Origin of the sequence: Streptomyces sp. BHT-5-2, assembly GCF_019774615.1 — a bacterium.
Taxonomy (GTDB): domain Bacteria; phylum Actinomycetota; class Actinomycetes; order Streptomycetales; family Streptomycetaceae; genus Streptomyces.
The window spans coordinates 1,681,227-1,703,776 of sequence record NZ_CP081496.1; the positions used below are offsets into that span (position 1 = coordinate 1,681,227).

Annotated in this window: 28 protein-coding genes and 1 tRNA gene; 6 read left to right on the plus strand and 23 right to left on the minus strand. The window is 72.7% G+C overall.

Annotation, left to right across the window (positions count from 1 at the left end):
• Positions 1 to 25: 25 nt before the first annotated feature.
• A complete protein-coding gene (locus tag K2224_RS07330) occupies positions 26 to 508 on the minus strand; it encodes a MarR family winged helix-turn-helix transcriptional regulator (protein WP_221905813.1) in 483 nt (160 codons plus the stop codon).
• A 444-nt stretch (positions 509 to 952) separates the two neighbouring features.
• On the opposite strand from K2224_RS07330, the gene K2224_RS07335 reads away from it, so the two are divergent.
• Positions 953 to 1,171, plus strand: coding sequence for a hypothetical protein (locus tag K2224_RS07335; RefSeq protein WP_221905814.1), 219 nt, complete (start codon positions 953 to 955; stop codon positions 1,169 to 1,171).
• Between the two features lie 227 nt (positions 1,172 to 1,398).
• On the opposite strand, the gene K2224_RS07340 is transcribed toward K2224_RS07335, so the two are convergent.
• The 6 genes from K2224_RS07340 to K2224_RS07365 form a co-directional block, all read right to left on the minus strand.
• Complete coding sequence (locus tag K2224_RS07340) at positions 1,399 to 1,875, minus strand: VOC family protein (protein WP_221905815.1); 477 nt, start codon at positions 1,873 to 1,875, stop codon at positions 1,399 to 1,401.
• 293 nt (positions 1,876 to 2,168) lie between these two features.
• Positions 2,169 to 2,963 carry a hypothetical protein gene (locus K2224_RS07345; RefSeq protein WP_221905816.1) on the minus strand — a complete coding sequence of 265 codons (795 nt, stop codon included), beginning with the start codon at positions 2,961 to 2,963 and terminating at the stop codon, positions 2,169 to 2,171.
• Between the two features lie 212 nt (positions 2,964 to 3,175).
• The gene (locus K2224_RS07350; RefSeq protein ID WP_026246999.1) at positions 3,176 to 4,015 is read right to left on the minus strand and encodes an RNA polymerase sigma factor SigF; all 840 of its coding nucleotides are present in this window, start codon (positions 4,013 to 4,015) and stop codon (positions 3,176 to 3,178) included.
• Positions 4,016 to 4,205: 190 nt separating this feature from the next.
• Entirely contained in the window at positions 4,206 to 5,015 is an 810-nt protein-coding gene (locus K2224_RS07355; protein WP_067348793.1) for an RNA polymerase sigma factor SigF, read from the minus strand.
• Positions 5,016 to 5,264: 249 nt separating this feature from the next.
• Entirely contained in the window at positions 5,265 to 5,558 is a 294-nt protein-coding gene (locus tag K2224_RS07360) for a Dabb family protein (RefSeq protein WP_221905817.1), read from the minus strand.
• A 55-nt stretch (positions 5,559 to 5,613) separates the two neighbouring features.
• Complete coding sequence (locus K2224_RS07365) at positions 5,614 to 5,778, minus strand: hypothetical protein (RefSeq protein WP_018536608.1); 165 nt, start codon at positions 5,776 to 5,778, stop codon at positions 5,614 to 5,616.
• A gap of 641 nt (positions 5,779 to 6,419) precedes the next feature.
• Here K2224_RS07365 and K2224_RS07370 point away from each other — a divergent pair.
• The 3 genes from K2224_RS07370 to K2224_RS07380 all read left to right on the plus strand — a co-directional run bounded on the left by K2224_RS07370 (position 6,420) and on the right by K2224_RS07380 (position 8,872).
• Entirely contained in the window at positions 6,420 to 7,199 is a 780-nt protein-coding gene (locus K2224_RS07370) for a DUF2127 domain-containing protein (RefSeq protein ID WP_221905818.1), read from the plus strand.
• A 28-nt stretch (positions 7,200 to 7,227) separates the two neighbouring features.
• The gene (locus tag K2224_RS07375; protein WP_221905819.1) at positions 7,228 to 7,704 is read left to right on the plus strand and encodes a hypothetical protein; all 477 of its coding nucleotides are present in this window, start codon (positions 7,228 to 7,230) and stop codon (positions 7,702 to 7,704) included.
• Between the two features lie 391 nt (positions 7,705 to 8,095).
• The gene (locus K2224_RS07380; RefSeq protein WP_221905820.1) at positions 8,096 to 8,872 is read left to right on the plus strand and encodes an oxidoreductase; all 777 of its coding nucleotides are present in this window, start codon (positions 8,096 to 8,098) and stop codon (positions 8,870 to 8,872) included.
• A gap of 138 nt (positions 8,873 to 9,010) precedes the next feature.
• Here K2224_RS07380 and K2224_RS07385 read toward each other — a convergent pair whose 3' ends face one another.
• The 4 genes from K2224_RS07385 to K2224_RS07400 form a co-directional block, all read right to left on the minus strand.
• A complete protein-coding gene (locus K2224_RS07385) occupies positions 9,011 to 9,976 on the minus strand; it encodes a LysR family transcriptional regulator (RefSeq protein WP_221905821.1) in 966 nt (321 codons plus the stop codon).
• A 282-nt stretch (positions 9,977 to 10,258) separates the two neighbouring features.
• Positions 10,259 to 10,346 (minus strand) — tRNA-Ser (locus tag K2224_RS07390).
• A gap of 67 nt (positions 10,347 to 10,413) precedes the next feature.
• Positions 10,414 to 10,914 (minus strand): tRNA adenosine(34) deaminase TadA, encoded by a 501-nt coding sequence (tadA, locus tag K2224_RS07395; RefSeq protein ID WP_221905822.1) that lies wholly within the window; start codon positions 10,912 to 10,914, stop codon positions 10,414 to 10,416.
• Positions 10,915 to 10,981: 67 nt separating this feature from the next.
• Complete coding sequence (locus K2224_RS07400; protein WP_221905823.1) at positions 10,982 to 11,503, minus strand: hypothetical protein; 522 nt, start codon at positions 11,501 to 11,503, stop codon at positions 10,982 to 10,984.
• Between the two features lie 218 nt (positions 11,504 to 11,721).
• Here K2224_RS07400 and upp point away from each other — a divergent pair, with 218 nt between their 5' ends.
• Positions 11,722 to 12,357 carry a uracil phosphoribosyltransferase gene (gene upp / locus K2224_RS07405; protein ID WP_221905824.1) on the plus strand — a complete coding sequence of 212 codons (636 nt, stop codon included), beginning with the start codon at positions 11,722 to 11,724 and terminating at the stop codon, positions 12,355 to 12,357.
• Between the two features lie 55 nt (positions 12,358 to 12,412).
• On the opposite strand, the gene K2224_RS07410 is transcribed toward upp, so the two are convergent.
• From K2224_RS07410 to K2224_RS07450, 9 genes are all read right to left on the minus strand, one after another.
• Entirely contained in the window at positions 12,413 to 13,063 is a 651-nt protein-coding gene (locus K2224_RS07410; protein ID WP_260692370.1) for a LytR C-terminal domain-containing protein, read from the minus strand.
• A gap of 138 nt (positions 13,064 to 13,201) precedes the next feature.
• The gene (locus K2224_RS07415) at positions 13,202 to 13,501 is read right to left on the minus strand and encodes a type II toxin-antitoxin system VapB family antitoxin (RefSeq protein ID WP_016572550.1); all 300 of its coding nucleotides are present in this window, start codon (positions 13,499 to 13,501) and stop codon (positions 13,202 to 13,204) included.
• 178 nt (positions 13,502 to 13,679) lie between these two features.
• Positions 13,680 to 14,321 carry a DUF4232 domain-containing protein gene (locus tag K2224_RS41310; RefSeq protein WP_221905825.1) on the minus strand — a complete coding sequence of 214 codons (642 nt, stop codon included), beginning with the start codon at positions 14,319 to 14,321 and terminating at the stop codon, positions 13,680 to 13,682.
• Positions 14,322 to 14,367: 46 nt separating this feature from the next.
• The gene (locus K2224_RS07425; RefSeq protein ID WP_221905826.1) at positions 14,368 to 14,934 is read right to left on the minus strand and encodes a hypothetical protein; all 567 of its coding nucleotides are present in this window, start codon (positions 14,932 to 14,934) and stop codon (positions 14,368 to 14,370) included.
• Positions 14,931 to 15,611, minus strand: coding sequence for an RNA polymerase sigma factor (locus K2224_RS07430; RefSeq protein WP_221905827.1), 681 nt, complete (start codon positions 15,609 to 15,611; stop codon positions 14,931 to 14,933). The genes K2224_RS07425 and K2224_RS07430 overlap by 4 nt, the downstream gene beginning before the upstream one ends.
• A gap of 27 nt (positions 15,612 to 15,638) precedes the next feature.
• The gene (locus K2224_RS41315; RefSeq protein ID WP_313904758.1) at positions 15,639 to 16,148 is read right to left on the minus strand and encodes an LAETG motif-containing sortase-dependent surface protein; all 510 of its coding nucleotides are present in this window, start codon (positions 16,146 to 16,148) and stop codon (positions 15,639 to 15,641) included.
• A 176-nt stretch (positions 16,149 to 16,324) separates the two neighbouring features.
• Entirely contained in the window at positions 16,325 to 17,563 is a 1,239-nt protein-coding gene (locus K2224_RS07440; protein ID WP_221905828.1) for a GTP-binding protein, read from the minus strand.
• 7 nt (positions 17,564 to 17,570) lie between these two features.
• Complete coding sequence (gene rpmF / locus K2224_RS07445; protein WP_221905829.1) at positions 17,571 to 17,741, minus strand: 50S ribosomal protein L32; 171 nt, start codon at positions 17,739 to 17,741, stop codon at positions 17,571 to 17,573.
• Between the two features lie 242 nt (positions 17,742 to 17,983).
• Positions 17,984 to 19,039 carry an NAD(P)-dependent alcohol dehydrogenase gene (locus K2224_RS07450; RefSeq protein WP_221905830.1) on the minus strand — a complete coding sequence of 352 codons (1,056 nt, stop codon included), beginning with the start codon at positions 19,037 to 19,039 and terminating at the stop codon, positions 17,984 to 17,986.
• An 85-nt stretch (positions 19,040 to 19,124) separates the two neighbouring features.
• Here K2224_RS07450 and K2224_RS07455 point away from each other — a divergent pair, with 85 nt between their 5' ends.
• Complete coding sequence (locus K2224_RS07455; RefSeq protein WP_221909482.1) at positions 19,125 to 20,108, plus strand: helix-turn-helix domain-containing protein; 984 nt, start codon at positions 19,125 to 19,127, stop codon at positions 20,106 to 20,108.
• Between the two features lie 77 nt (positions 20,109 to 20,185).
• Here K2224_RS07455 and K2224_RS07460 read toward each other — a convergent pair whose 3' ends face one another.
• From K2224_RS07460 to K2224_RS07470, 3 genes are all read right to left on the minus strand, one after another.
• The gene (locus K2224_RS07460; RefSeq protein ID WP_221905831.1) at positions 20,186 to 20,548 is read right to left on the minus strand and encodes a hypothetical protein; all 363 of its coding nucleotides are present in this window, start codon (positions 20,546 to 20,548) and stop codon (positions 20,186 to 20,188) included.
• A 267-nt stretch (positions 20,549 to 20,815) separates the two neighbouring features.
• A complete protein-coding gene (locus K2224_RS07465; protein WP_221905832.1) occupies positions 20,816 to 21,010 on the minus strand; it encodes a ferredoxin in 195 nt (64 codons plus the stop codon).
• Positions 21,011 to 21,077: 67 nt separating this feature from the next.
• A complete protein-coding gene (locus tag K2224_RS07470; protein ID WP_221905833.1) occupies positions 21,078 to 22,289 on the minus strand; it encodes a cytochrome P450 in 1,212 nt (403 codons plus the stop codon).
• Positions 22,290 to 22,550: the final 261 nt, after the last annotated feature.

Genomic DNA, 22,550 nt, shown 5'->3' on the forward strand with positions numbered 1-22,550 from the left:
TTCCTTACTTCCTTTGCTTCGCTTCTCAACCGGCTGCGGGGGTGCGGGTGGTGGCGGGGGAGTCGTGAGGTGCCCGGATGCGGCAGTCGCCGAAGCTCGTGCGGAGCCTGGCGAGCAGCTCGATGAGGCGCCCGACGTCGGTGTCGGTCCAGTCGTCCAAGTACCGGGCGAGCGTCCGGGTGTAGCAGTCGGCGAGTTCCGCCAGGAGCTCCCGGCCGCTCGGGGTCAGCCGCAGCAGCCGCGACCGCTTGTCCACCGGATCGGGCAGGCGCTCGATCCAGCCGCGCTCGGCGACGTGTGCGACGTGCCGGCTGGTCACCGACATGTCGATCGCGAGCAGCTCGGCCAGCTGGCTCATCCGCATCTCGCCGTGCCGGTCGAGGAGCGTGAGCACCCCGGCCGACGCCGGCGGGCAGTCCTGGGGCAGGATCCGCCCCATCTCCCGCTTGACGGCCCCGATGGCGCTGAGTTGCCGGGCCAGCTCTTCGTACTGACTGTGAGCGGCCACCGACTCCTCCACGCCTCTTCACCTGCGCAACCTGTGCGGTTGTTTTGTTGCTTGGGGCAACCATAGGCAAAGTTGGTTGCTGAAGGCAAACGATTTGGAAGTACCCATGGTATGGAAACAGCAAAGCCTGGGTCATGGTTAATTCATCAATGCCGCCTTGTCGCGTAAAGATGCTGGTCAATGCGGTAATTGGGCGGCGCGACGAAGGGGATGCCGCGGGCGTGCGGCCTTTGTGCCGCCCTACCCCTCGTGCCCGCCCCGGCCTTCACGCCATGTACGTGTCACGCCGCAGCCCGTTGATGCCGCGCCTGCGCTCCGTGACCAGCGCATCGGCACTCCGTAGGCACCGCGGACGGGCCGATTCGCCGCGCGCCCGCGCACGCCCGCGGAGGATACGCGCCCCAGGGATGCCACCCGGCCCGGGGTTCGCTAGGGTCCTTCCCCATGGCGACCAACCCGCAGAACCAGGCCGAGGGCAACTACGACCCGGCGGGCAGCACGCAGATGTTCCAAGCCTTCGTCGACGAGCGCGGCACCCCGCAGGGCGCCGGCCGCGCCCCCGCGCCCCAGCCGGCGTCGAGCGGCCCGCGCGTCGGCCTGATCGTCGGCGTGATAGTCGCTCTCGTGGTCGTCGCCGGCGCCGCCTGGCTGGCCCTGGGCTGACGAGCCGCCTGGGGGCGGAGCCGGCCGCGCCTCCCGGGCGCCCGACGATCCCCCGCCCGCCGGACGCCTGCCGTCCGGCGGCCTTCGGCTGACTGTGCGTCAGCCGCCCCTGCGCGCAGCCGACGGCACACGGCCGCACTCGACTGCGTGCGGCCGCGCACGGCCACGCGCGTCGTCGCCCCCGCCCCGCTTCCGGCGGCGGGGCGACGCGCGCCGGACGTCCGGCTCTACGGCGTCCCGTCGGCAGCGGCCCGCAGAGCCGCCAGGTCCAGCTTCTTCATCCCCAGCACGGCCTGCATCGCACGAGTCGCGCGGGCCCGGTCGGCGTCCTGGAGGAGGTCGGCCATCCCCTCCGGGACGACCTGCCAGGACAGGCCGAACCTGTCCTTGAGCCAGCCGCACGGGCCCTCCTCGCCGCCCTCGGAGAGCCTGGCCCAGTAGTGGTCGATCTCCGCCTGGTCGGCGCAGGTGACGGCGAGCGAGATCGCCTCGTCGAAGGTGAACTGCGGACCGCCGTTGATCGCGACGAACTCCTGGCCGTCCAGCTCGAACTCGACGGTCAGCACGGTGCCGGCCGGGCGCGGACCGGCCTCGGTGTAGTGCGTGATGTTCCGGATCTTCGAGTTGGGGAAGACCGAGCAGTAGAACTCGGCGGCCTCCACGCTCCGGGTGTCGAACCAGAGGTTGGGGGTGATCTTCGGCATGGCGCGCTCCTGGTGGCAGGGTCGGATACCCGGTCGGTCGGATACCCGGTCGGTCGGATACCCGGTCGGTCGTGGTCGGCCGTGGCGGCGGCCGGTCCCAGCGGGCGGCCCGGCCGTTCTCGTCACCGGCTCTCCGTGTCGGATCTCCGTGTCGACTTTCTGTATCGACCGTCGCGCGGTCGCGGAATCATCGCCATTCGGGTGGGAAGGCCGTGCGGCCGGCGAGCGGCGAGCGGTAATCGGCACCGCCGGTCACCGCATCTGGCCTGAAATCGCCGCTAACTACCGTGCTGTCATTCCCACTTGAAGGTCACGTCGCGGGTTTCCAGGTGCATGCCCAGCGGCACCCGCCAGGCGTCCACGCACACGCGCCAGCGGCCGGTGGTGGGCTTGCCGGGGGTCAGGGGCAGCGGGAGCGGGTGAGTGGAGTCCAGCGTCGCCCAGTCGATTCCGAGGGCGCCGATGACATGGGTGCCGAAGGTGACGGTGCCGGCGGTGACCGGGTGGTCCCCGGTGCTCAGGAAATCGATGGTGATCCGCTGGCACCAGCGGACGTCGGTGTCGGCGAGGACGGGCTTGCCCACCACCAGGCCGGCGGGGGCGTGCGGACCGGCGGGGAGGGTGGGGTACGGCGGCTCGGGCGTGGGCCCGCCGCCCGGGCGCGGCCCGGGGGAACCGCCGGGCGCGGAGGGGCCGTTGGTGCCCGGTGTGCCGCCGTCGTGTCCCGTGAAGGGCCCTGTGGACGTGCCGGACGAGCCGGACGAGCCGGGCCGGGCGGACGAGTGCGGCGGGGCGCCGGAGTCGGAGGGGGCGCTGGCCGTCGTGCCCGTGGAAGGGCCCGTGGCGGGCGGGCCGGAGTGGCCGGAGCGGTCGGAGGAGCCGGGACGGCCGTTGCTCTCGCCGTCCAGGGGGCTCAGTTCGACGCCGCCCGGTGGGGTCGCGGACCTGGTCGGTGCGGTGCCGTCGGAGGGGCCTGCCGCGCCCACCGCGGCATAGCCCGATCGGGATGCGTCGCCGCAGCCGGTGAGGAGAACGCCCAGGCAGAGTACGGCCGCCGAAGCGGAGAGCGCAGTCGTCGTCCGTCGCATCGTGGAGCACCTCCAGCGGTAGCCGGGGGCCAGTGTTGCTGACGGAGCGTCAAGTGTGAAGGGTGGTGCGCGGAGCGCGGGCCGGCCGGTGGCCGGACGAGGGTTCACGGTGGTGCGGGTGGGGCGGAGTCGGCCGAACCGCGGCAGTGCGGTGCCTTCTCCTTGGTGTCCGCCGAGCGACCCGGAACGGCTGCCCCTCGGCGGACCGTTCCTCAGTCCGAGATCAGCCCTTCCCGGAGTTGTGCCAGCGTGCGGGTGAGCAGCCGGGAGACGTGCATCTGGGAGATGCCGACCTCCTCGCCGATCTGGGACTGCGTCATGTTGGCGAAGAACCGGAGCATGATGATCTGGCGCTCCCTGGGCGGGAGTTTGGCCAGTAGCGGCTTGAGGGACTCCCGGTACTCCACGCCCTCCAGCGCACTGTCCTCGTAGCCGAGGCGGTCCGCCAGGGAGCCCTCACCGCCGTCGTCCTCCGGGGAGGGGGAGTCCAGCGAGGAGGCGGTGTAGGCGTTGCCCACCGCCAGGCCGTCGACGACGTCCTCCTCCGACACCCCGAGGCACAGGGCGAGTTCGGGCACCGTCGGGGAGCGGTCGAGCTTCTGGGAGAGCTCGTCGCTGGCCTTGGTGAGGGCCAGCCGGAGCTCCTGGAGGCGGCGCGGGACGCGCACGGACCAGGACGTGTCGCGGAAGAACCGCTTGATCTCGCCGACCACCGTCGGCATCGCGAACGTCGGGAATTCCACCCCGCGTTCGCAGTCGAAACGGTCGATGGCCTTGATCAGGCCGATGGTGCCGACCTGGACGATGTCCTCCATCGGCTCGTTGCGGCTGCGGAAGCGCGCGGCGGCGTACCGCACGAGCGGGAGGTTGAGTTCGATGAGCGTGTCGCGCACGTACGCGCGCTCCGTGGAGTCCTTGTCGAGCGTGGCGAGCCGCAGGAACAGGGACCGGGAGAGCGAGCGGGTGTTGATGGCGTCGACGTCGTCATGCACGTGTGGTGCCGGCGCGGGAATCGCGGGAAGCACCTTCGAGCTGCCCAGTTCTACGGACATGCCACCCCCTTGAGGTCGCGGACGGGTCGCTGCGGCGTCCCCGGCCCAGGGCGGACCGAGGAGGTATACCTCCACCTGAATACCGGAGGCAGCACCACGGCAAACGCGGTTCCTGCAGAATGTCACATGTCGGCAACGCGCTGTAGCGCCTTGTCGACATATCCGTGCAGGAACGGGTCGCCCGTGCTGGTTAGGCGTCGATCCTGTTTGCGGATCGCAGCCGGGCGAAGCTCCGCGACAGTAGCCGCGACACGTGCATCTGCGAAACCCCGAGCTCCGCACTGATCTGGGACTGCGTCAGATTGCTGTAGTAACGGAGCAGAAGGATGCGTTGCTCGCGCTCCGGGAGCTGGACGAGCAGGTGCCGGACGAGGTCCCGGTGCTCGACGCCGGCCAGCTCGGGGTCCTCGTAGCCGAGGCGGTCCAGCAGGCCGGGGAGGCCGTCGCCTTCCTGCGCGGCCTCCAGAGAAGTGGCGTGATATGAGCGGCCGGCCTCCAGGCAGGCCAGCACCTCGTCCTCGCCGATCTTCAGCCGCTCGGCGATCTCCGCGGTGGTGGGGGAGCGGCCGTGCAGCACCGTGAGGTCCTCGGTGGCGCCGTTGACCTGCACCCACAGCTCGTGGAGGCGGCGCGGGACGTGGACGGTGCGGACGTTGTCCCGGAAGTAGCGCTTGATCTCGCCGACGACGGTGGGCATGGCGAAGGTGGGGAACTGGACGCCGCGCTCCGGGTCGAACCGGTCGATGGCGTTGATCAGGCCGATGGTGCCGACCTGGATCACGTCCTCCATCGGCTCGTTGCGGCTGCGGAAGCGGGCGGCCGCGTAGCGGACCAGCGGGAGGTTGGCCTCGATCAGTGCGGCACGGACGCGGGAGTGCTCGGGGGTTCCGGGTTCCAGGCCCGCCAGCTCGGCGAAGAGCACCTGCGTCAGCGCCCGGGTGTCCGCGCTACGGCTCTCGCGGGCAGGAGCCTTGGGCGCAGTACGGGCCGTCACGGTCACGCCACCCTTCACAGTGCATTTGTCGCAGCATGTTTCGCGTATCGCATGTATCCGGCAAAAGCGGTCATAGCATCACAAGACATGTGCACTGTGTGCAAGCACCTCATAACGCCGTGTTGAAGAGAGAGTTGGCGGCGTACGGGGCCTGTGCGGGAGGGGGCGTGACGGGGGGCGCGGGCGCATGGCGGAGCCCCCCGCCTGCGTGGTGGGGGGCTTCGAACGGATGCGGGGGCGCGGGCGGCGCCGGCCTCAGACCTCGTAGTCGGCGATCACCCAGGTGGCGAATTCGCGCCACTGGGCGGCAGCCGCCTGGTGGGCCGGGTGCTCCAGGTACCGCTGGAGGGCGTCGGTGTCGGCGACGGCGGAGTTGACCGCGAAGTCGTAGGCGATCGGGCGGTCGGTGATGTTCCAGGCGCACTCCCAGAACGTCAGCTCCGGGATCTCCTTCTCCAGCGAGGCGAAGGCGCGGACGCCGGCCTGCACCCGCTCCTCGTCGCGCGAGACGCCGTCGTTGAGCTTGAACAGGACCAGGTGGCGGATCACGGCGGCCTCCGTGCGGCGGGACGATGCCCAGCCGGTCCGGTGGGCCGACTGGAACCTAGCTGATCAGCTGGGTCATGAACTCGCCGACGCTCTGCGCGGCGGTCGAGATGCCCTCGAACCCTATCTGGACGAGCCCGGCGGCCCGCTTGGGGGTGGCGATGATCGTCCAGAGCACGAAGACGACGATCGCGTACAACGCGACTTTCTTCGCTGTCGCCATCAGTTCCGTCTCCCCCTGCGGCAGGTTCCCTGTGTCCGTGCGGCATCCCCGGGCCCGGGGCCCCGGCGGCCGCCCCGGCTCCCGGTGCGGTCGGGCGAGTGTAACCACAGGTGTTCGAGCGGGGAGGTGTCGCGGCCCGTACGGCCCTGTCCTTCACACCGGACTTATGGACCAAAGGCCCGTCAAGGAGGGCCCTTCGCCCGGCTGTTGGGCGGCCCACGGGCGGCAGGATGGAGGCACGAGGCCCGGGCGGATCTGGCAGGAATCCGCAGGGCCCCGGAACAGGGCCTCACTGCGGGGTCCGCGCCGCGTGCTCCCCCTGACCGCGCGCCGTGGGCATCGAGGCCCGGTTCTCATCGGGGGAGGCGGGTCAACCCCCTGGCCCGCCTCTCTCGTCCAATTCCGCCGTTTTGCGCCGCCGCGCCCCGTACGCCGGGCGCGCGCCACCGGTCGCCGCCGTCCTCCGGCAACCTCGCGGTCCTTGTTCTCGTCCCTCTCCTCGTAAGGCATCCCCGTCCGCCGACCGCTCCCGCATGTACGCGACAATCGGCCGGCACGGAGCGTGGGTCCGCGCCGCGGCGGCCGACCGCCGTGGCGGAGCGGCCCGCGCGGGACGACGAGAGGAAAACAGGGCTCCAACGATGAAAATCGACTGGAACCGGCGCACCTGCGCGCGGCGCGGGCACGTCACCTACCTTCCGCACGAGGAGCACCTCCGGGCGAAACTGCACGCCGGCACGGCCCACGGCACGGCCTGGCGCTGTCTGCGCTGCGGCGACTTCGTGCTCGGCGAGCCGCACGGCTCCGGCCCGGCGGCCGACGCCCCGCTGGTCCCGCGCGGCAAGGTCCTTCGGGACCTGTTCCTGCTGCGGTTCCTGGCCGTGGAGCGGGCGGTGCGCGGTGTCTTCATCGTGCTGGCGGCGATCGCGGTGTGGCAGTTCAGCAACAGCCAGGACGCGGTCCGCCAGTTCTTCGACAAGAACCTGGACGTGGTCCGCCCGGTGGCCGTCCACTTCCACTACGACCTGGACCACTCGCCAGTCGTCGACACCATCCGCAAGACCTTCGGGTACCGGCACTCCACCCTGATGCTGGTGGCCGGGGCGCTGCTGGTGTACGCGCTGATCGAGATCGTCGAGGGCGTCGGCCTGTGGCGGGCCAAGCGCTGGGCGGAGTATCTGACGGTGGTCGCGACCGCCGCGTTCCTGCCGCTGGAGATCTACGAGCTCACCGAGAAGGTCAGCTGGCTCAAGATCGCCACCCTGGTCGTGAACATCCTCGCGGTCCTCTACATCGCCCTCGCCAAGCGGCTGTTCGGACTGCGGGGCGGCCGCGCGGCCTTCGACGAGGAGCGGCAGAGCGCCTCCCTGCTGGAGGTCGAGACGTCCGCCGGAGTTCCCACGCCCGCCCATAATGGCTGAACGCACCGTACAAGGGGAAAAGCGACCCATGCGATCCACATTCATGAACTCCGCGCGCCGGCAGTCCGGTTCGCGGCCGGCACCGGCCCGTCGGGCCGTCGCGCGCCGCCGTCCGGCGGTCCTGCTGGCGCTGCTGTTCGGCCTGTTGGCCGCCGCGGCCGGTCCGGCGGCCGCCGCCGGTCTGGCCGACGCCGGCGCGGCCCGTCCCGCCGTCGTGGCCGCCGCGCAGGCCGCGCCGGGCGCGCGGGCGGCCGCCGCCGACACCGCCGCCGTGCGGACCGAGGCGGCCCCCGCCGCCACCATGAAGCTGCGGCACATCGGCAGCCACCACGTCACGCACCAGACCTCCTTCACCTCCCAGGCCAAGCCGAAGAAGAAGATGGGCTTCTTCAAGAAGCTCGGCATCTTCCTGATCGTGATCATCGTGGTGATCATCGCCATCGTGATCCTGGTGATCTGGCTGATCGTGCACTTCATCCGGAAGGCTTTCCGCCGCCGGGGCTGACGGATCGCGTCGACCTCGTCCGCGCCGTCCGCGCCTCGCGGGGGCGACCGGGACCCACAACGGGCTCCGGCCGCCCCCGTTTTCGCTTTCCGCCAACTGCCGGAATTTCGCCGCCAGGACCGACCTCGTAGACCTCCGCAACCGGCGGTACCGTCCGCAGCCGGTGACCCAACTCCGCGAGCGCCGACGGGACTCGGCACCGGCGGCATAGGAATCCCCTATAGCTCCTGCTGGTATTTCGTCTTTGCCTATCGTTCTTTGCCGGGCCTACCGTTTGGAACAGCTCGACGAGGTACGCGCCGCGATTTCCCCGAAGAACCGATTCGCGCGCTGCGCACGGCGATCCTTCTTCCGTCGAGCGGACAATTACGCGATCGAGAGGGCCGGTGGCATGAGCACGTTCGAGAACGGGTCGGGAACGCGGGAACTCACCGGAAAGCGGGCCCTGGTGACGGGGGGTGCGCGCGGAATCGGTGCGGCCGTCGTGCGCCAACTCCTGGACGCGGGCGCCGAGGTGCTCACGACCGCCAGGCCGGCGACGAGCACGGCGCCGCAGGGGGCCACCTTCGTGGCGGCCGACGTGCGGACCCGGGCCGGCGCGCAGGCGCTCGCCGCGGCCGCGCGGGAGACGCTCGGCGGGGTGGACATCCTGGTCCACAACGCGGGCGGGGGGCGACCGTACAAGGGCGCCTCGGCCGTTCCCGACGAGGAGTGGCAGGACGCGCTGGACCTGAACTTCCTGGCGGCGGTGCGGCTGGACGCGCTGCTGACACCGGGGATGCGGGAACGGCGTTCGGGCACGATCGTGCACGTCTCGTCGGCTGCGGTCCGTACCCCCGCGGGGCCGTTCCTGCACTACACGGCGGCGAAGGCGGCACTGGAGAACTACAGCCGGGGACTGGCCCTGGAGCTGGCTCCGTCCGGAATCCGGGTCAACACCGTGTCCCCCGGCAGGACCGCGACCCCCGGCGGCGAGGAGACGCGGGAGCGGTGGGCGCACCTGGACCTGGCGCCGGGCGTGGTCAACGCCGGCGACACCGCCCCGCTCGGGCGCGACGGCCGACCCGAGGACATCGCCGACACGGTGCTGTTCCTGGTGACCGAGCGGGCGGGCTGGCTGACCGGGAGCAATCTCGTCGTGGACGGCGGCGAATTCCCCAGGGGCTGATGTCGACCGACGGAAGAGGGAATCCGAAACTCGGAGTTCTGAATTCGGAGCTCGGAACCCTGAACCCGTGATCCTGAACTCGTGATCCTGGACCCGTGATCCTGAATCCATGACTCGGGATTCATGACTCGGGATTCATCAAAACGTCGGTTTCGGAAAGGGGGAGTCGGCGGCGTCCGCGTTCTGCTCCGCGTTCTGCTCGGCCGTCAGGACGCCGGCGAGAAGAAAAGGGGGCTCGGACGAGGTCTCCTGGCGGAGGAGTTCGAGCAGGGCCGTCTCCGCCGGGCCCGCGCCCTGCCGGAGCACGGCGATGACGGGCTGGGACACGGCCGGGCACACCGGGCGCACCAGGTGCGCGTGACCGTGGGGCACCGCGGAGGCCGGGACGAGCGTCACCCCCAGGCCGTGGGCGGCCCAGCGCACGGCCGTCGCCGTCTGGGACACCCGGGCGGCCGTGGTCGGGGCCGGATCGCTGTCCCGCAGCACGTTCAGCAGTACGGCGTCGAGTGCGCTGTCGCGGCCGAACCGCACCCACGGCTCCCCCTCCAGCGCGCGCAGCACGACCCGGTCCGCGGCGAGCTGCCGGTGCCCGGGTCCCAGCACCACGACGAACTCCTCGTCGCCGAGGCGGTGGGCGTCGGCGGGGCTCCGCTCGCATGCCGCCATCAGGGCGAGGTCCAGCTCGCCCCGGCGGCACAGCCGCTCCAGCTCGGCGGAGCTCGGCTCCTCGAAGACGGTGACCTCCAGCCGCGGGAAGCGGCGGCGCAGCGCGTCCAGCGCGCCCGGCAGCTGCCGGGTGCCGAAGCCCATCTGCACCGCGACCACCAGCTCGCCCACCAGCTCCTCGGCACCGGCCCGCGCCGTCGCCCGCGCCCGCCGCGCCGCCCGCACCGCGACCTCCGCCTGCCGCAGGAACGCGCGGCCCACCAGGGTGGGCACCAGTCCGGTCGGCGTGCGGGCGAACAGCTCCACGCCGAGTTCCCGCTCCAGGCCGCGGATCTGCTGGGACACCGACGGCTGGGCGACGTGCAGCAGCTCGGCCGCCGCCGTCACCGAGCCCTCCTCGGCAACGGCCAAGGCGTATTCGAACTGACGAAGGCTCATCGGCTCCCGCCCCCTCCCCGCGATGGACCGTGGTCCTCCCTGCCCGGGAGGCGCCGCACTCGCTGTAACAGCAAGTAACTCGCTTCCTCTGCCGGAGATTCCCGCGGACGCGGCCGGAGCCGATCCGCATGCCGATCTCTCCGCATGCCGAGCCCTCCGTACGCGGCGCCAACTTCGTCGGCCGTCAAGGGAGGTGGCGGAGGCGGCATGGCCGCCATGTGGCTACAGCACCATGCACAACACCCCCCTGGCCTGCGTTTCCGCAGATCAGGGGGGTGTTTCTGGCGGTAGCGGAGGGATTTGAACCCTCGGTGACTTGCGCCACACTCGCTTTCGAGGCGAGCTCCTTCGGCCGCTCGGACACGCTACCGAGAGAGAGCTTAGCCCAAAGGGCCCCGTGCGCCGAAATCGGATTGCCGGGCGGGGGCCGCGCGAGATCAGCGGTCGCGGAAGAACGCGGTGAGCAGCGCGGCGCAGTCGGCCTCCAGGACGCCGGTGACGACCTCGGGGCGGTGGTTCAGCCGGCGGTCGCGGACCACGTCCCACAGGGAGCCGACGGCGCCGGCCTTGGTGTCGCGGGCGCCGTAGACGACCCGGTCGACGCGGGAGAGCACGATCGCGCCGGCGCACATCGTGCAGGGTTCGAGGGTGACGAGGAGGGTGCAGCCGGTGAGCCGCCATGCCCCGACGGAGCGGGCCGCGGCGCGCAGGGCGAGGACCTCGGCGTGCGCGGTGGGGTCGCCGGTGGCCTCGCGTTCGTTGCGGCCGGTGCCCAGGACGGTGCCGTCGGCGGACAGCACGACGGCGCCCACCGGGACGTCACCGGTCCCGGGGGCGCGGGCGGCCTCCGCCAGCGCCTGGCGCATCGGCGCGATCCAGGGGTCGCGCAGCGGGTCGGGCGCGGTGGAGGGCGGAGGGGCGGAAGGGGGGACGGTCATGTCCCCAGTGTCGGGGACACGGCCGGGACCGGGCCCGGGGGTGGAACGCGGGCCCGGCGGGGAGGGCTCAGCGCACGGCTTCCAGGAGGTCCGTGCAGCCCAGGGCCTCGGCGATCACGCCGAGGGCGTCGCCGTCGAGGGTGAGGAGTTGCTTCTCGGTGACGCCGAGGTCGCTCAGCAGCCCGAGGTCGCCGAGCGGACCGCTCACCGTGGCGACCGCGGACTCGTCGTCCGCGTCGTGGTCCGCTTCGGGTTCGCCGTCCTCGGTGCCGTCCAGGTCGAGGCTGTCGAGGTCGTCGGCAGCGCTGTCGTCGCGGCCGAGCAGCTCGTCGGTCAGCATCGCGCCGTACGAGCTCCTGGCGGCCACCGCGGCGTTGGAGACGAAGACCCGGGGGTCCTCCTCGCCGTCGACCCGGATGATGCCGAACCAGGCGCCCTCCTGCTCGATGAGGACCACCACCGTGTCGTCTTCGACCGCTGCCTCTCGGGCCAGGTCGGCCAGATCGGTCAGCGATTCCACATCGTCGAGCTCTGTATCGCTCGCTTCCCACCCGTCTTCGGTGCGCGCGAGCAGTGCGGCGAAGTACACCGTGACTCTCCCACTGGTCAGAGGCGTGCCGGGCCGGGCGGGGCGGCGCTGCACGCCGCTGCTTCCCGCCCCTTCGGAATCGTGGCAGAAACATCGCGTCCGCGCGCCGTCTTCGACGCTGCGTCGTGCGGACGTTGTGAGAGATGTCGCTCACGTGCCGGAGCGTGGGCGGCGCACGGCGGGCGCCTGGGCCGCGCGGCTCGGTTAGTGTCGATGTCATGCGGATCCACGTCGTCGACCACCCGCTGGTGGCGCACAAACTCACCACTCTGCGCGACAAGCGCACCGACTCCCCCACCTTCCGGCGCCTCGCCGACGAGCTGGTCACCCTGCTCGCCTACGAGGCCACCCGTGATGTGCGCACCGAGCAGGTCGACATCGAGACGCCGGTGACGGCGACCACCGGCGTGCGGCTGTCGCACCCCCGTCCCCTGGTCGTCCCGATCCTGCGGGCCGGACTGGGCATGCTGGACGGCATGGTCCGGCTGCTGCCCACCGCCGAGGTCGGCTTCATGGGCATGGTCCGCGACGAGGAGACCTACGAGGCGCACACCTACGCCACCCGGATGCCCGACGACCTGTCGGGGCGCCAGGTCTACGTCGTCGACCCGATGCTGGCCACCGGGGGCACGCTGGTCGCGGCGATCAGGGAGCTGATCAAGCGCGGCGCGGACGATGTCACCGCGATCTGCCTGCTTGCCGCGCCCGAGGGCGTCGAGGTCATGGAGCGCGAGCTGGCCGGCACGCCGGTGACGGTGGTCACCGCCGCCGTCGACGAGCGGCTGAACGAGGACCGCTACATCGTCCCCGGCCTGGGCGACGCGGGCGACCGGATGTACGGCACGGCCGGCTGAGGAATGCCTGGCACAGGGCCCCGCACCGGGTGACGGTGCGGGGCCCTTGGCGTGTTCAGCACGTGGTGGCGGCGGGGGTCCGGCCGGGGGCGGGGTGGTTCAGCAGGGCGAGTGCCTTGGCGGCCGCCTGCGGGGTGGTGAGTGCCTGGAAGCCTTCGCCGATGACCAGGTCGAGGTCGGGGGTCTGCCGGTCGTCGGTCTTCTGCTGGGCGCCGGCGAGCTGGGTGGCCAGGACCTTCAGCGGGCCGGCGGCGGCAGAGCCGGGGCCCAGGAGTATGCCGGTGCCCTTGACCTTCTTGTCGTAGGCGGCCGGGGCGTTGCCCACTTTCCCGATCTTGAAGCCGCGCTTCTGGAGCTCGTCGGCGGTGTGCCTGGCGAGGCCGGCGCGGTCGGTGGCGTTGTAGACGTTCACGGTCAGGGACGCCGGGGCGGGCGCCTTCGCGGCCGGCGGGGCGGCCTGGGCACGGCCGGCCGCGCCGCCGGGCGGGCAATGTCTCTTGTCCTGCGCGGCCTGGGCCGTACTGCCCTTGCCGCCGAAGACGTCGATGAGCTGCAGGGTTCCCCAGCCGATCAGCCCGAGGACGCAGGCGCCGGCCACGATGCCGAGGACGATGCGGCGGCGATGACGGGGGCGGCGCATCCGCGGGTACCTGTCGCCTGTGATGCGGTACTTACCGCCCATGCCTGGAGGCGTCAGCATGCTCATGGCCGCAGCGTAGTGCGGGGCGTCTGCCGTGCCTACTAGATGATCAGTGCGTTGTGTGAGGGAAACCCGAGTGGGCCAATTCGACTGGCGTCATTGGCCGAGATGATGCGGGGATGTCGGGTCTGCGGCGGACGGCCGTCAGTTGTCGAGTTCGAGGACGCGGGCGTGCAGCACCTGGCGCTGCTGGAGCGCGGCGCGGACCGCGCGGTGCAGGCCGTCCTCCAGATAGAGGTCGCCCTCCCACTTCACGACGTGCGCGAAGAGGTCGCCGTAGAACGTGGAGTCCTCGGCGAGCAGCGTCTCGAGGTCGAGCTGCTGCTTGGTGGTCACCAACTGGTCGAGGCGTACCGGGCGCGGGGCGACGTCCGCCCACTGGCGGGTGCTCTCCCGGCCGTGGTCGGGGTACGGCCGCCCATTTCCGATGCGCTTGAAGATCACACGGAAAGCCTACCGGGCCGGGGGCACCGGGCGCAGCCGCGAAGCGGCGGTGCAAAGGAGATCAATAGCGGCAAACTCGGATCATTGGTGGGTGATGAGCTGGCCGATACGGCACGAACGGGCTATCGCTCGCTCGTCCGGTCGTGGTGATCGGACGGGTCCGCGGCGGAGGGCCGGGTCACCACCTCGCGGCCGCCGCCGGACTCCGTTGCCAGTAGGTGACCGCGGCGGTCTCCGGGTTCACCCGGACCGGGGCGCGGCCGTCCACGCCGATCTGTGCGGGGGTGGCGCGGGCGATCAGCGCGACCCCGAACTGGGACATCTTTTCGGCCGTGCTGTGCGGGGCGCTCCGGCCGCCGGGGCCGCCGGGCGCGGCGGCGGTGATCACCGCGGCGTAGGCGGTGCCGGCGGGCGGCAGGGCGACCGGGGCGGGCGGCCGGCTGTACGGGAGCGGCGGCAGGGGGCCCGGGCGGCGGTCGCCGAAGTGCAGCAGGGGGTAGGGCTGGGCGGCGAAGGTGCAGAGGTGGTCGGAGATGTTGGTGACGGCGAGCAGCATGCGGCGGGGGTGGTGCGGCTCCGCGCCGGCGTGGAACCGCAGCATCTCGGGCGTACAGGCGTCGCCGGTGGCGGGGGCGGGCGGGAGGGCCGGGACGGGGACGGCCCGGCCGTCGGCCTCGGCGCGGTAGCCGGTGCCGTCGTGGCAGGCCGTGAGGGCGAGGGCGGCCGCGGCGGTCAGCGCAGCGGCGACGGTGCGGGCGCGGCGGACGGCGGGGGCGCACCGGGGCGGGGACGGGGACACGGGTGCGGGCCGGAATGGCATGGGCACGATTCTCGGGCAAGGGGGAACGCGGCGGGCAAGGGGCAGGTCAGCCGCTGCCGGGCGTCGCGCTCCCGGTGGGCGGGGGCGTGGAGGCGGCGGGTGTGGGGGTGGCGCTGTGGGCCGGACCGCCGGTGGGGCGGTCGGTGGGCCGGCGGCTCGGGACGGGCGGGACGGTCGGCGCGGGGTCGGGCGTCGGTCGGGCGCCGGGGCGGGCCGGGGAGGTGCGGACGGTGCCGCTGGGCTCGGTGGACGGGACCGGGGACGGGGACGGCGACGGGGTGGCGGTGCCCGTGGCCGGGGCCGGCGTCGGCGGGGAGGCCGGTAGCGGTGGGGCCGCGGGACGCTCGGGGGCGGTGGCGAGGTGTGCGGCGAGGGCGAGGGCGGCGGCGCCCGCGGCGGCGGCCAGCGGCAGGACGAGGCGGCGCGGCCGGAGCCGGTCGAGGAAGGCGGGGCGGGGCAGGCGGGCGCGGCGCGGATGCGGGCCCGGCGGCGCTGCCGGGCGGAGGTCGTGGACGCCGACGGCGTCGGCGCGGGCCGTGAGGGCGCGGCGCAGCCGGACCTCGACCGGCCGTTCCGCGGCAGCCTCCCCGGGGGCGGTGTCGCGGGTGCTCAAGACCGTTCCTCCAGGATCTTCTCCAGGGCGTCCAGGGCGCGGCTGGCCAGGGACTTCACCGCGCCGCGGCTGATGCCCAGGGTCGCCGCGATCTCCGCCTCGGTCAGCTCGCCCCAGTAGCGCAGCACCAACACCTCGCGGCGGCGCGCGGTCAGCCCGCCGAGCGCGGCGAGGACCTCGCGGTGCTCCTCGTCGAGGACCACCCGTTCCTCCGCGGAGGGCGCGGCGGTCTCGTGCGGCGGGGTGTAGTCGCGGGCGGTGCGGCGGCGGCGCAGCACCGACCGGGCGGCGTTGACCACCGCGGTCCGCAGGTAGGCGAGGGCGTTGTCGACCTCGCCGAGCCGTTCGCCGTGCCGCTTGTAGAGGGCGGCGAAGGCGTCCTGGACGACGTCCTCGGCGGTGGCGCGGTCGTCGACGAGGAGGACGGCCAGCCGGACCATGTTCAGCCGGTGGGCGTGGTACAGCTCGGTGATGGTCGGGCGGTGCGGCTCCGGCGGTGGTGCGTCGGCCCGTTCGTGCGCCAACTGGCCTGTGGGGCCCGGTAGTTGGTGGCCGGGCGCGAGTGGGCGGGGCGGGGACCCGCGGCGGACGGCGCGCAGCAGGCGGCGCCAGGTGGCAGGCCGGGGCCCCGGCAGGGCGAACCGTGCCGGGGCCGGGTGTGGTGCGTAGTGGGCCATCGTTCCCTCGGGCTCGCCCGGGCGGGGTCAGGCGCGCTTCCGGCGGACCGCGTAGAGCGCGCCGCCGCCCGCGGCGATCAGGGCGGCCGCGCCGCCGCCCAGCGCGAGGGTGGTCCCGGAGGAGGCGCCGGTCTTGGCGAGCTGCTTGTGGTCGCCGCCGTCCTGGCCGGGCGCCGGACGGCTTCCGGGGTGGCTGGGGACGGGCGCGGGGGTGGCGCTCTGACCCGGCAGGCTCGGGACCGGCGACGGGGTGGCGCGGTGGCCCGGGGGGTTGGTGGGCGCCGGCGAGGGCGAGGCGCCGTGGCCGGGCGGCTGGGTGGGCACCGGGCTCGGCGAGGCGCCGTGGCTCGGGGGGTTGGTGGGGGCGTGCGACGGGGTGGCGCCGGCGGCGGCCGGGCCCGAGGCGGGCGCGGCGTGGGCGGTGCCGGCCGTCGCGACGGTGGTGAGCGCTATCGCGGCCAGCAGCCCGGCACCGACCGAACGGCTCAGGCGATGACGGACGGTACGGGAGGTGCGCGCGGTACGGGACGGGTTCACGGTCGGCTGCTCCAGATCGTCAACGGGTGGCGCCCGGGGGCGCCCTCACCCGAGACGACGTGCGGCGCCGGTCGGGGTTGCCGCTCGGCGCGAAAAACTTTCGGCGGGGCGTCAGGGGTGGTGCGACCGTAACCGGCGGGCGGGGCGTGGGCGCCGGGGTCGTGCCGTTCCGCGGGTCATACGGCCGGTGCCGTGTGCTCCGGCAGGGCCGCGTCCTCGTGCGCGTGCTCGTGCTCGCAGGCGTCGTCCAGGCCGTGTACCGCCCAGGCCGGGAACGGGTCGTCGGCCGCCGTGGGTACCGGCTCGTCGGGGGCGAGGAGGCAGGCGGTGAGGGCGGCGTGCAGCGGCCCGGGGCGCAGGCCGGTGCCGATGAAGACGAGTTCCTGGCCGGCGGCGGGATCGACGTCGCCGTCGGTGTCGGTGGCGGCGGTGTCCACGCCCGACGGTTCAAAGCGGGCCACCGCGCCTGCCTGGGACCACAGGCCGGTGACGCCGGGCCGGGTGGCGAGGTGGAAGAAGCCTTTGGAGCGCAGGATGTCGCCGTAGTCGCCGCTGTCCATCCCGGAGGTGACGAACTGCCAGAGGCGGCCCGGGTGGAAGGGGCGGCCGGCCCGGAAGACCGTGCTGGAGATGCCGTACTCCTCGGTCTCGGGGACATGGTCGCCGTTGAGCTCGCGCACCCAGCCGGGCGCCTGCTGGGCGCGTTCGAGGTCGAAGCGGCCGGTGCCCAGGACCTCGGCGAGCGGCACTCGGCCGCGCCGGGCGGGGACGACCCGGGCGGCCGGGTTGAGGCGGGTGAGGGCGGCCCGGAGGCGTGCGGCGGTGGCGCGGTCCACCAGGTCGGTCTTGTTGAGGACGAGGACATCGGCGAACTCGATCTGGTCCATGAGGAGGTCGCTGACCGTGCGCTCGTCGTCCTCGTACTGGTCCAGGCCGCGCTCGGCCAGGGCGTCGCCGCCGGCCAGTTCGGGCAGGAAGTTGGCCGCGTCGACGACCGTGACCATGGTGTCCAGGCGCGCCAGGTCGCCCAGGGTGGCGCCGTCGTCGCGCGGGAAGGCGAAGGTCGCGGCGACCGGCATCGGCTCGGAGACCCCGCTGGACTCGATCAGCAGGTAGTCGAAGCGGCCGGCCCGGGCGAGCCGGTCGACCTCCTCCAGCAGGTCGTCGCGGAGGGTGCAGCAGATGCACCCGTTGGTCATCTCGACCAGCCGCTCCTCGGTGCGGGAGAGCGCCGCTTCGCCGCCGCGGACCAGTGCGGCGTCGATGTTGACCTCGCTCAGGTCGTTGACGATGACGGCGACCCGCAGGCCCTCCCGGTTGCCGAGGACGTGGTTGAGCAGGGTGGTCTTGCCCGCGCCGAGGAAGCCGGAGAGCACGGTGACGGGGAGTCGGTCGGGCAGCCGGGGGTGCGCCATGGCCGGGTCAGCCCTTCGGGTCGAGCAGGCCGCGCTGGTACGCCTTGACCAGGTGCTGCGGGACGCGGTGGACGACGCCGTCGACGGTGACGGGCACCAACTTCGGGGCGCCGGCCTTCCATTGGGCGCGACGGTGCCGGGTGTTGCTGCGGGAGAGCTTGCGCTTGGGGACGGCCATGGTGGCGTGCCTCCGTGAGTCGGGCGGGTACCGGTCTCGGTCGGTAGCGGTTGCGACGGAGGCTATATGGAAATGGGCATCGTTTTCAATTACGCTGTTCATGCGATGCCAGGGGTCACGGCACGCGAAACGCCCGGGGCGGCCAGTGGGGGCGGCCCCGGGCGCTCAACGCGTCGGGATCGGACGACCCGCGTCAGGACCCGGATCAGACGACACGGGCGGGGCGATCCGGTTCGCTCGGCTCAGATCGTCGAGGTGTCGATCACGAAGCGGTAGCGGACGTCGCTCGCCAGCACCCGCTCGTACGCCTCGTTGATCCGGTCCGCGCCGATCACCTCGATCTCCGAGGTCAGGCCGTGCTCGGCGCAGAAGTCGAGCATTTCCTGGGTCTCCGCGATGCCGCCGATCAGCGAGCCGGCGAACGACCGGCGCCCGCCGATCAGCGCGAACGGCGCGATCGGCAACGGGTTCTCGGGGACGCCGAGCTGGACCAGGGTGCCGTCGGTGCGCAGCAGGCCGAGGTAGGCGTTGAGGTCCAGGTTGGCCGAGACGGTGTTGACGATCAGGTCGAAGGTGCCGGCCAGCGCCTCGAAGGTGGCCGGGTCGCTGGTCGCGTAGTAGTGGTCGGCGCCCAGTCGCAGCCCGTCGTCCTTCTTGCGGAGCGACTGGCTCAGGACGGTGACCTCCGCGCCCATGGCGTGCGCGATCTTGACGCCCATGTGTCCCAGACCGCCCAGGCCGACCACCGCGACCTTCTTGCCGGGACCGGCCTTCCAGTGGGCGAGCGGGGAGTAGAGGGTGATGCCGGCGCACAGCAGCGGGGCCGCGGCGTCCAGCGGGAGCGCGTCGGGGATGCGCAGCGCGTAGTTCTCGTCGACGACGAGGTGGGTGGCGTAGCCGCCGTAGGTGACCTCGCCGTTGCGGTCGGTGTCGTTGTAGGTGTTGACGGTGCCGAGCTCGCCGGTGCAGTACTGCTCCAGGCCGGCCAGGCAGTTCTCACAGGTGCGGCAGGAGTCGACGAAGCAGCCGACGCCCACCCGGTCGCCCACCTGGTAGCGGGTGACCTCGGGGCCGGTCTCGGCCACCACGCCGGCTATCTCGTGGCCGGGGACGATCGGGAAGTTCCCGTCGTCGCCCCATTCGGCACGCACGGTGTGGATGTCGGAGTGGCAGATACCGGCGAACTTGATGTCGATCAGGATGTCGTGGGCACCCAGCTCGCGGCGCGGGATCGTGGTCCGCTCCAGCGGTGCCTTCGGTGCGGGTGCGGCGTACGCGGCGACAGAGGTGTGGGTCATGCCATCGAGAATGCGTCGTCCCGGAGGCCCCAACCAGTGCACCCTTGAACATATGAATGGCGTGCCTACCACTGACGGAACCACCTTGCCGGGCGGGAAGCCCGGGAGGTCCGGGAAGCCGCCGGCGCCCGCGGTCGTCGACCGGCGCACCGAGCTGAGCGAGTTCCTGCGCTCCCGGCGGGCCCGGCTGCGGCCCGAGGACGTCGGGCTGCCGGAGGGCAACGGGCTGCGCCGGGTGCCGGGGCTGCGCCGCGAGGAGCTGGCGCAGCTGACCGGGGTCAGTGTGGCGTACTACATCCGGCTGGAGCAGGGCCATGTCAGCAATGTCTCGGACGCGGTGCTGGAGGCGCTGGGCACCGCGCTGCGGCTGACCCCCACCGAGCGCGACCACCTCCGGCACCTGGTCCGCCCGCGCGCCCCGCGGATCCGGGCCGCCCGTCCGCTCCCGGCGCGCTCGTCCGGACCGGAGGCGGCCCCGGCCGGTCCGCAGCGGGTGGGGCCCGGGTGCCGGCAGCTGCTGGACGCGATGGAGCTGGTGCCCGCCTTCGTACTGGGCCGGCGGCTGGACGTCATCGGCTGGAACGCGCTCGGCCGCGCCGTCTTCGGGGACTTCGCCGCCATGCCCGCCGAGCACCGCAACCTGGCCCGGCAGGTCTTCCTGGACCCCGCCACCCGCGCGCTGTACGTGAACTGGGAGGGCAAGGCCGAGATGACGGTCTCGCTGCTCCGACGCGAGCTCGGGCGGTATCCGGACGATCCCGCGCTGATCGGGCTGATCACCGAACTGACCGCGCGGAGCGAGGAGTTCCGGCGGTTCTGGGCCCGGCACGACATCAGGGACAAGGGCTTCGGCGTGAAGCAGCTGAACCACCCGGTGGCGGGCCCGCTGACGCTCTCCTACGAGTCCCTGCTGGTGGCCGCCGACCCGGAACAGGTCCTGGTGACCCATCACGCCGAGGCCGGCACCCGCTCGGAGGCGGCGCTGCGGAGGCTGGCGGCGGAGGCGGCGGACGTGGCAGACGCGGTCGAGCGGACCGACAGGGGCGCCGACCAGGACCGGGGAGACTAGGGCCCGTTCGAGGGGCGTGGCGGCTGTACGCCCCTCGAACGGGCCGGGGGATGGGGAATCGGGGGTGTGGGCCGGCCTCAGGCGAATCGCACGGAGCGGAGCTTGAGGCGCTCCGAGCCGTGGCCGCCCTCGGGCCGCAGGGTGAAGTGGTCGCCCGTGCAGTCGGGTCCGGTGAAGACCGTTGCGGCGGACGAGGTGTCGTTGTGCGGCGAGTGCGCGGGCGGCAGGTATTCCTGGACGGCCTCCGGGAGGGGGTGGCACTTCCTGCTCGGCGGGTCGACGAGGAGCGCGGTGCGCGTCCCGCCGTAGGGGTCCTTGTAGGCGTAGCTGAAGACGCCGGTGCCGGCGTGCGCCGAGGCGGCGGGCAGCGCCAGGGCCAGGACCAGGGCCGGGACCAGGGAGCCGGTGACGGCGGCCGGCGCGCGGCGGAGGTGGCGCATGGGGAACGTCCTTTCCCGCCACGGGAGTTGGCGTCGCGATGTCGCGCCGTGAAGTGGCGTCGTGAGTCGTGTCGTGATGTCGCGTCGTGCGGGCTGTTCGCTGCCCACCTGGGCGTCCGGTGATGTGCGCCGTCACTCGAAGGGGGGTCGCCGAATCGATCCGCCGGCGGGGGCGGGTTTCGACGGGGTGGACGCGGCAGCGCCCCGGCCCCGCGGGAAGGCGGGAGCCGGGGCGCTGGGCGGCGGGGCCACGGGGTGGCCGGCGGGTCAGTCGGTCACCGTGATCGCGGCGGCCGGGCAGATGGCCGCCGCCTCGCGGACCGCTTCGTGGAGCGCGGCGGGCGGCTCGGCGTCGAGGACGACCACGATGCCGTCCTCCTCCCGCTGGTCGAAGACGTCGGGCGCGGCGAGGACGCAGCTGCCGGCGCCGCAGCACTTCTCCTGGTCGGCGTGGATGCGCATGGTGCTCCCAAGTGGTGGGGGATGACGGACAGTTGATGCTGGACGGCGGTGGGCGGGGGTGCCGCGCCTACCAGGCGATGGGCAGGGAGTGCACCCCGTAGATCGCCATGTCGCTGCGGAACGGGATCTCCTCGTAGGGGATCGCCAGGTGCAGGCCCGGCAGTCGGCGGATCAGGGTTTCCAGCGCGATCTGGAGCTCCACCCTGGCCAACGGCTGGCCCAGGCACTGGTGGACGCCGAAGCCGAAGGCGACATGGCGGCGGGCGTCCCGGGACACGTCGAGGGCGTCGCCGCCGGGGAAGACCCCGGCGTCCCGGTTGGCCGAGTTGATCATGCACAGGACGCCCTCGCCGGCGCGGATGGTGCGGCCGCCGACGGCGACGTCCTCGGTGGCGATCCGGGGGACGCCGTTGTGAACGATCGTCAGATAGCGCAGCAGTTCCTCGACGGCCCCCTTGACGAGCGCGGGCTCGGCGCGCAGCCGGGCGAGCTGTTCGGGGTTGCGCAGCAGGGCGAGGGTGGACAGCGCGGTCATGTTGGCGGTCGTCTCATGGCCGGCGACCAGCAGTAGCCGGCCCATGGTGGCGATCTCCGTGTCGGAGAGTTCGCCGCGGGCGACCAGGCGGCTGACGATGGCGTCGTCCGGCCGCTCCCGCTTGGCCCGGGCGAGCCGGGCCAGGTACTCCACCAGCTCGTCCTGGGCCGCCCGGACCTCCTCGGGCGTCGAGCGCAGCGAGAGCAGGATCCGGCTCCGCTCCTGGAAGTACTCGTGGTCCTCGTAGGGGACGCCCAGCAGCAGGCAGATCACCAGGGACGGCAGCGGCAGCGCGAAGTCGGTGACGAGGTCGGCGGTGGTGCGCCCGTCGGTCATCCGGTCGAGCAGCTCGTCGGCGAGGCGCTGCACGTCGGGGCGCATCGCCTCGACCTTCTTGACCATGAAGTCGGCGGTGAGCATCCGGCGCAGCCGGGCGTGCTCCGGGTCGTCCAGGCGGATGAACGTCCGGCTGTTGCCGACGATTTCGCGGGCTCCGGCGGTGAGGAACGGGAAACCGGGGCGGTGGGCGTCGGCGCTGAAGCGCGGGTCGCCGAGCACCTCCCGGACTTCCTGATGGCCCGTCACCAACCAGCAGGGGGAGTCGTCCCAGAGCGTGGCGCGGGTGAGCGGCTCGGTGCGGGTCGCGTCGGCGATGCCGGGGGCGGGGTCGAAGGGGCAGCCCGGGGCGCGGCTGGCCGGGACGGTGAGGGACTCGGGGGGAGCGGTGCGTTCTGCGGTCGTCATGCGGCCGGTCCTTCCGCGTGGGTTAGTTACCTAACTTAGGTAACTAAGTTGTCGCCACGCTAACCCAGGCCGGACGGGGGAGGGAAGGACGGATCGCGGCAGGACCGATGTTGGCTCAAAGTGACTGTCACGTAGGCCGATACGGGGGCGACGGGCGGCCTCGGCAACCGGCGTGCAAGGGCGTTCCGGCGTGTTCCGGGGGCGTCCGGCGACGGCCGGATCCTGGTACGGAGCGCTACGGATCCGGGGACCGCCGCCCGC

Bases quoted from the DNA above. Each gene is read 5' to 3' on its own strand.
- K2224_RS07335 (WP_221905814.1), top strand. From the start codon at position 953: ATGGCGACCAACCCGCAGAACCAGGCCGAGGGCAACTACGACCCGGCG.
- K2224_RS07340 (WP_221905815.1), bottom strand. From the start codon at position 1,875: ATGCCGAAGATCACCCCCAACCTCTGGTTCGACACCCGGAGCGTGGAG.
- K2224_RS07345 (WP_221905816.1), bottom strand. From the start codon at position 2,963: ATGCGACGGACGACGACTGCGCTCTCCGCTTCGGCGGCCGTACTCTGC.
- K2224_RS07350 (WP_026246999.1), bottom strand. From the start codon at position 4,015: ATGTCCGTAGAACTGGGCAGCTCGAAGGTGCTTCCCGCGATTCCCGCG.
- K2224_RS07365 (WP_018536608.1), bottom strand. From the start codon at position 5,778: ATGGCGACAGCGAAGAAAGTCGCGTTGTACGCGATCGTCGTCTTCGTG.
- K2224_RS07370 (WP_221905818.1), top strand. From the start codon at position 6,420: ATGAAAATCGACTGGAACCGGCGCACCTGCGCGCGGCGCGGGCACGTC.
- K2224_RS07375 (WP_221905819.1), top strand. From the start codon at position 7,228: ATGCGATCCACATTCATGAACTCCGCGCGCCGGCAGTCCGGTTCGCGG.
- K2224_RS07380 (WP_221905820.1), top strand. From the start codon at position 8,096: ATGAGCACGTTCGAGAACGGGTCGGGAACGCGGGAACTCACCGGAAAG.
- K2224_RS07385 (WP_221905821.1), bottom strand. From the start codon at position 9,976: ATGAGCCTTCGTCAGTTCGAATACGCCTTGGCCGTTGCCGAGGAGGGC.
- tadA (WP_221905822.1), bottom strand. From the start codon at position 10,914: ATGACCGTCCCCCCTTCCGCCCCTCCGCCCTCCACCGCGCCCGACCCG.
- upp (WP_221905824.1), top strand. From the start codon at position 11,722: ATGCGGATCCACGTCGTCGACCACCCGCTGGTGGCGCACAAACTCACC.
- K2224_RS07410 (WP_260692370.1), bottom strand. From the start codon at position 13,063: ATGAGCATGCTGACGCCTCCAGGCATGGGCGGTAAGTACCGCATCACA.
- K2224_RS41310 (WP_221905825.1), bottom strand. From the start codon at position 14,321: ATGCCATTCCGGCCCGCACCCGTGTCCCCGTCCCCGCCCCGGTGCGCC.
- K2224_RS07430 (WP_221905827.1), bottom strand. From the start codon at position 15,611: ATGGCCCACTACGCACCACACCCGGCCCCGGCACGGTTCGCCCTGCCG.
- K2224_RS07440 (WP_221905828.1), bottom strand. From the start codon at position 17,563: ATGGCGCACCCCCGGCTGCCCGACCGACTCCCCGTCACCGTGCTCTCC.
- rpmF (WP_221905829.1), bottom strand. From the start codon at position 17,741: ATGGCCGTCCCCAAGCGCAAGCTCTCCCGCAGCAACACCCGGCACCGT.
- K2224_RS07450 (WP_221905830.1), bottom strand. From the start codon at position 19,039: ATGACCCACACCTCTGTCGCCGCGTACGCCGCACCCGCACCGAAGGCA.
- K2224_RS07460 (WP_221905831.1), bottom strand. From the start codon at position 20,548: ATGCGCCACCTCCGCCGCGCGCCGGCCGCCGTCACCGGCTCCCTGGTC.
- K2224_RS07465 (WP_221905832.1), bottom strand. From the start codon at position 21,010: ATGCGCATCCACGCCGACCAGGAGAAGTGCTGCGGCGCCGGCAGCTGC.
- K2224_RS07470 (WP_221905833.1), bottom strand. From the start codon at position 22,289: ATGACGACCGCAGAACGCACCGCTCCCCCCGAGTCCCTCACCGTCCCG.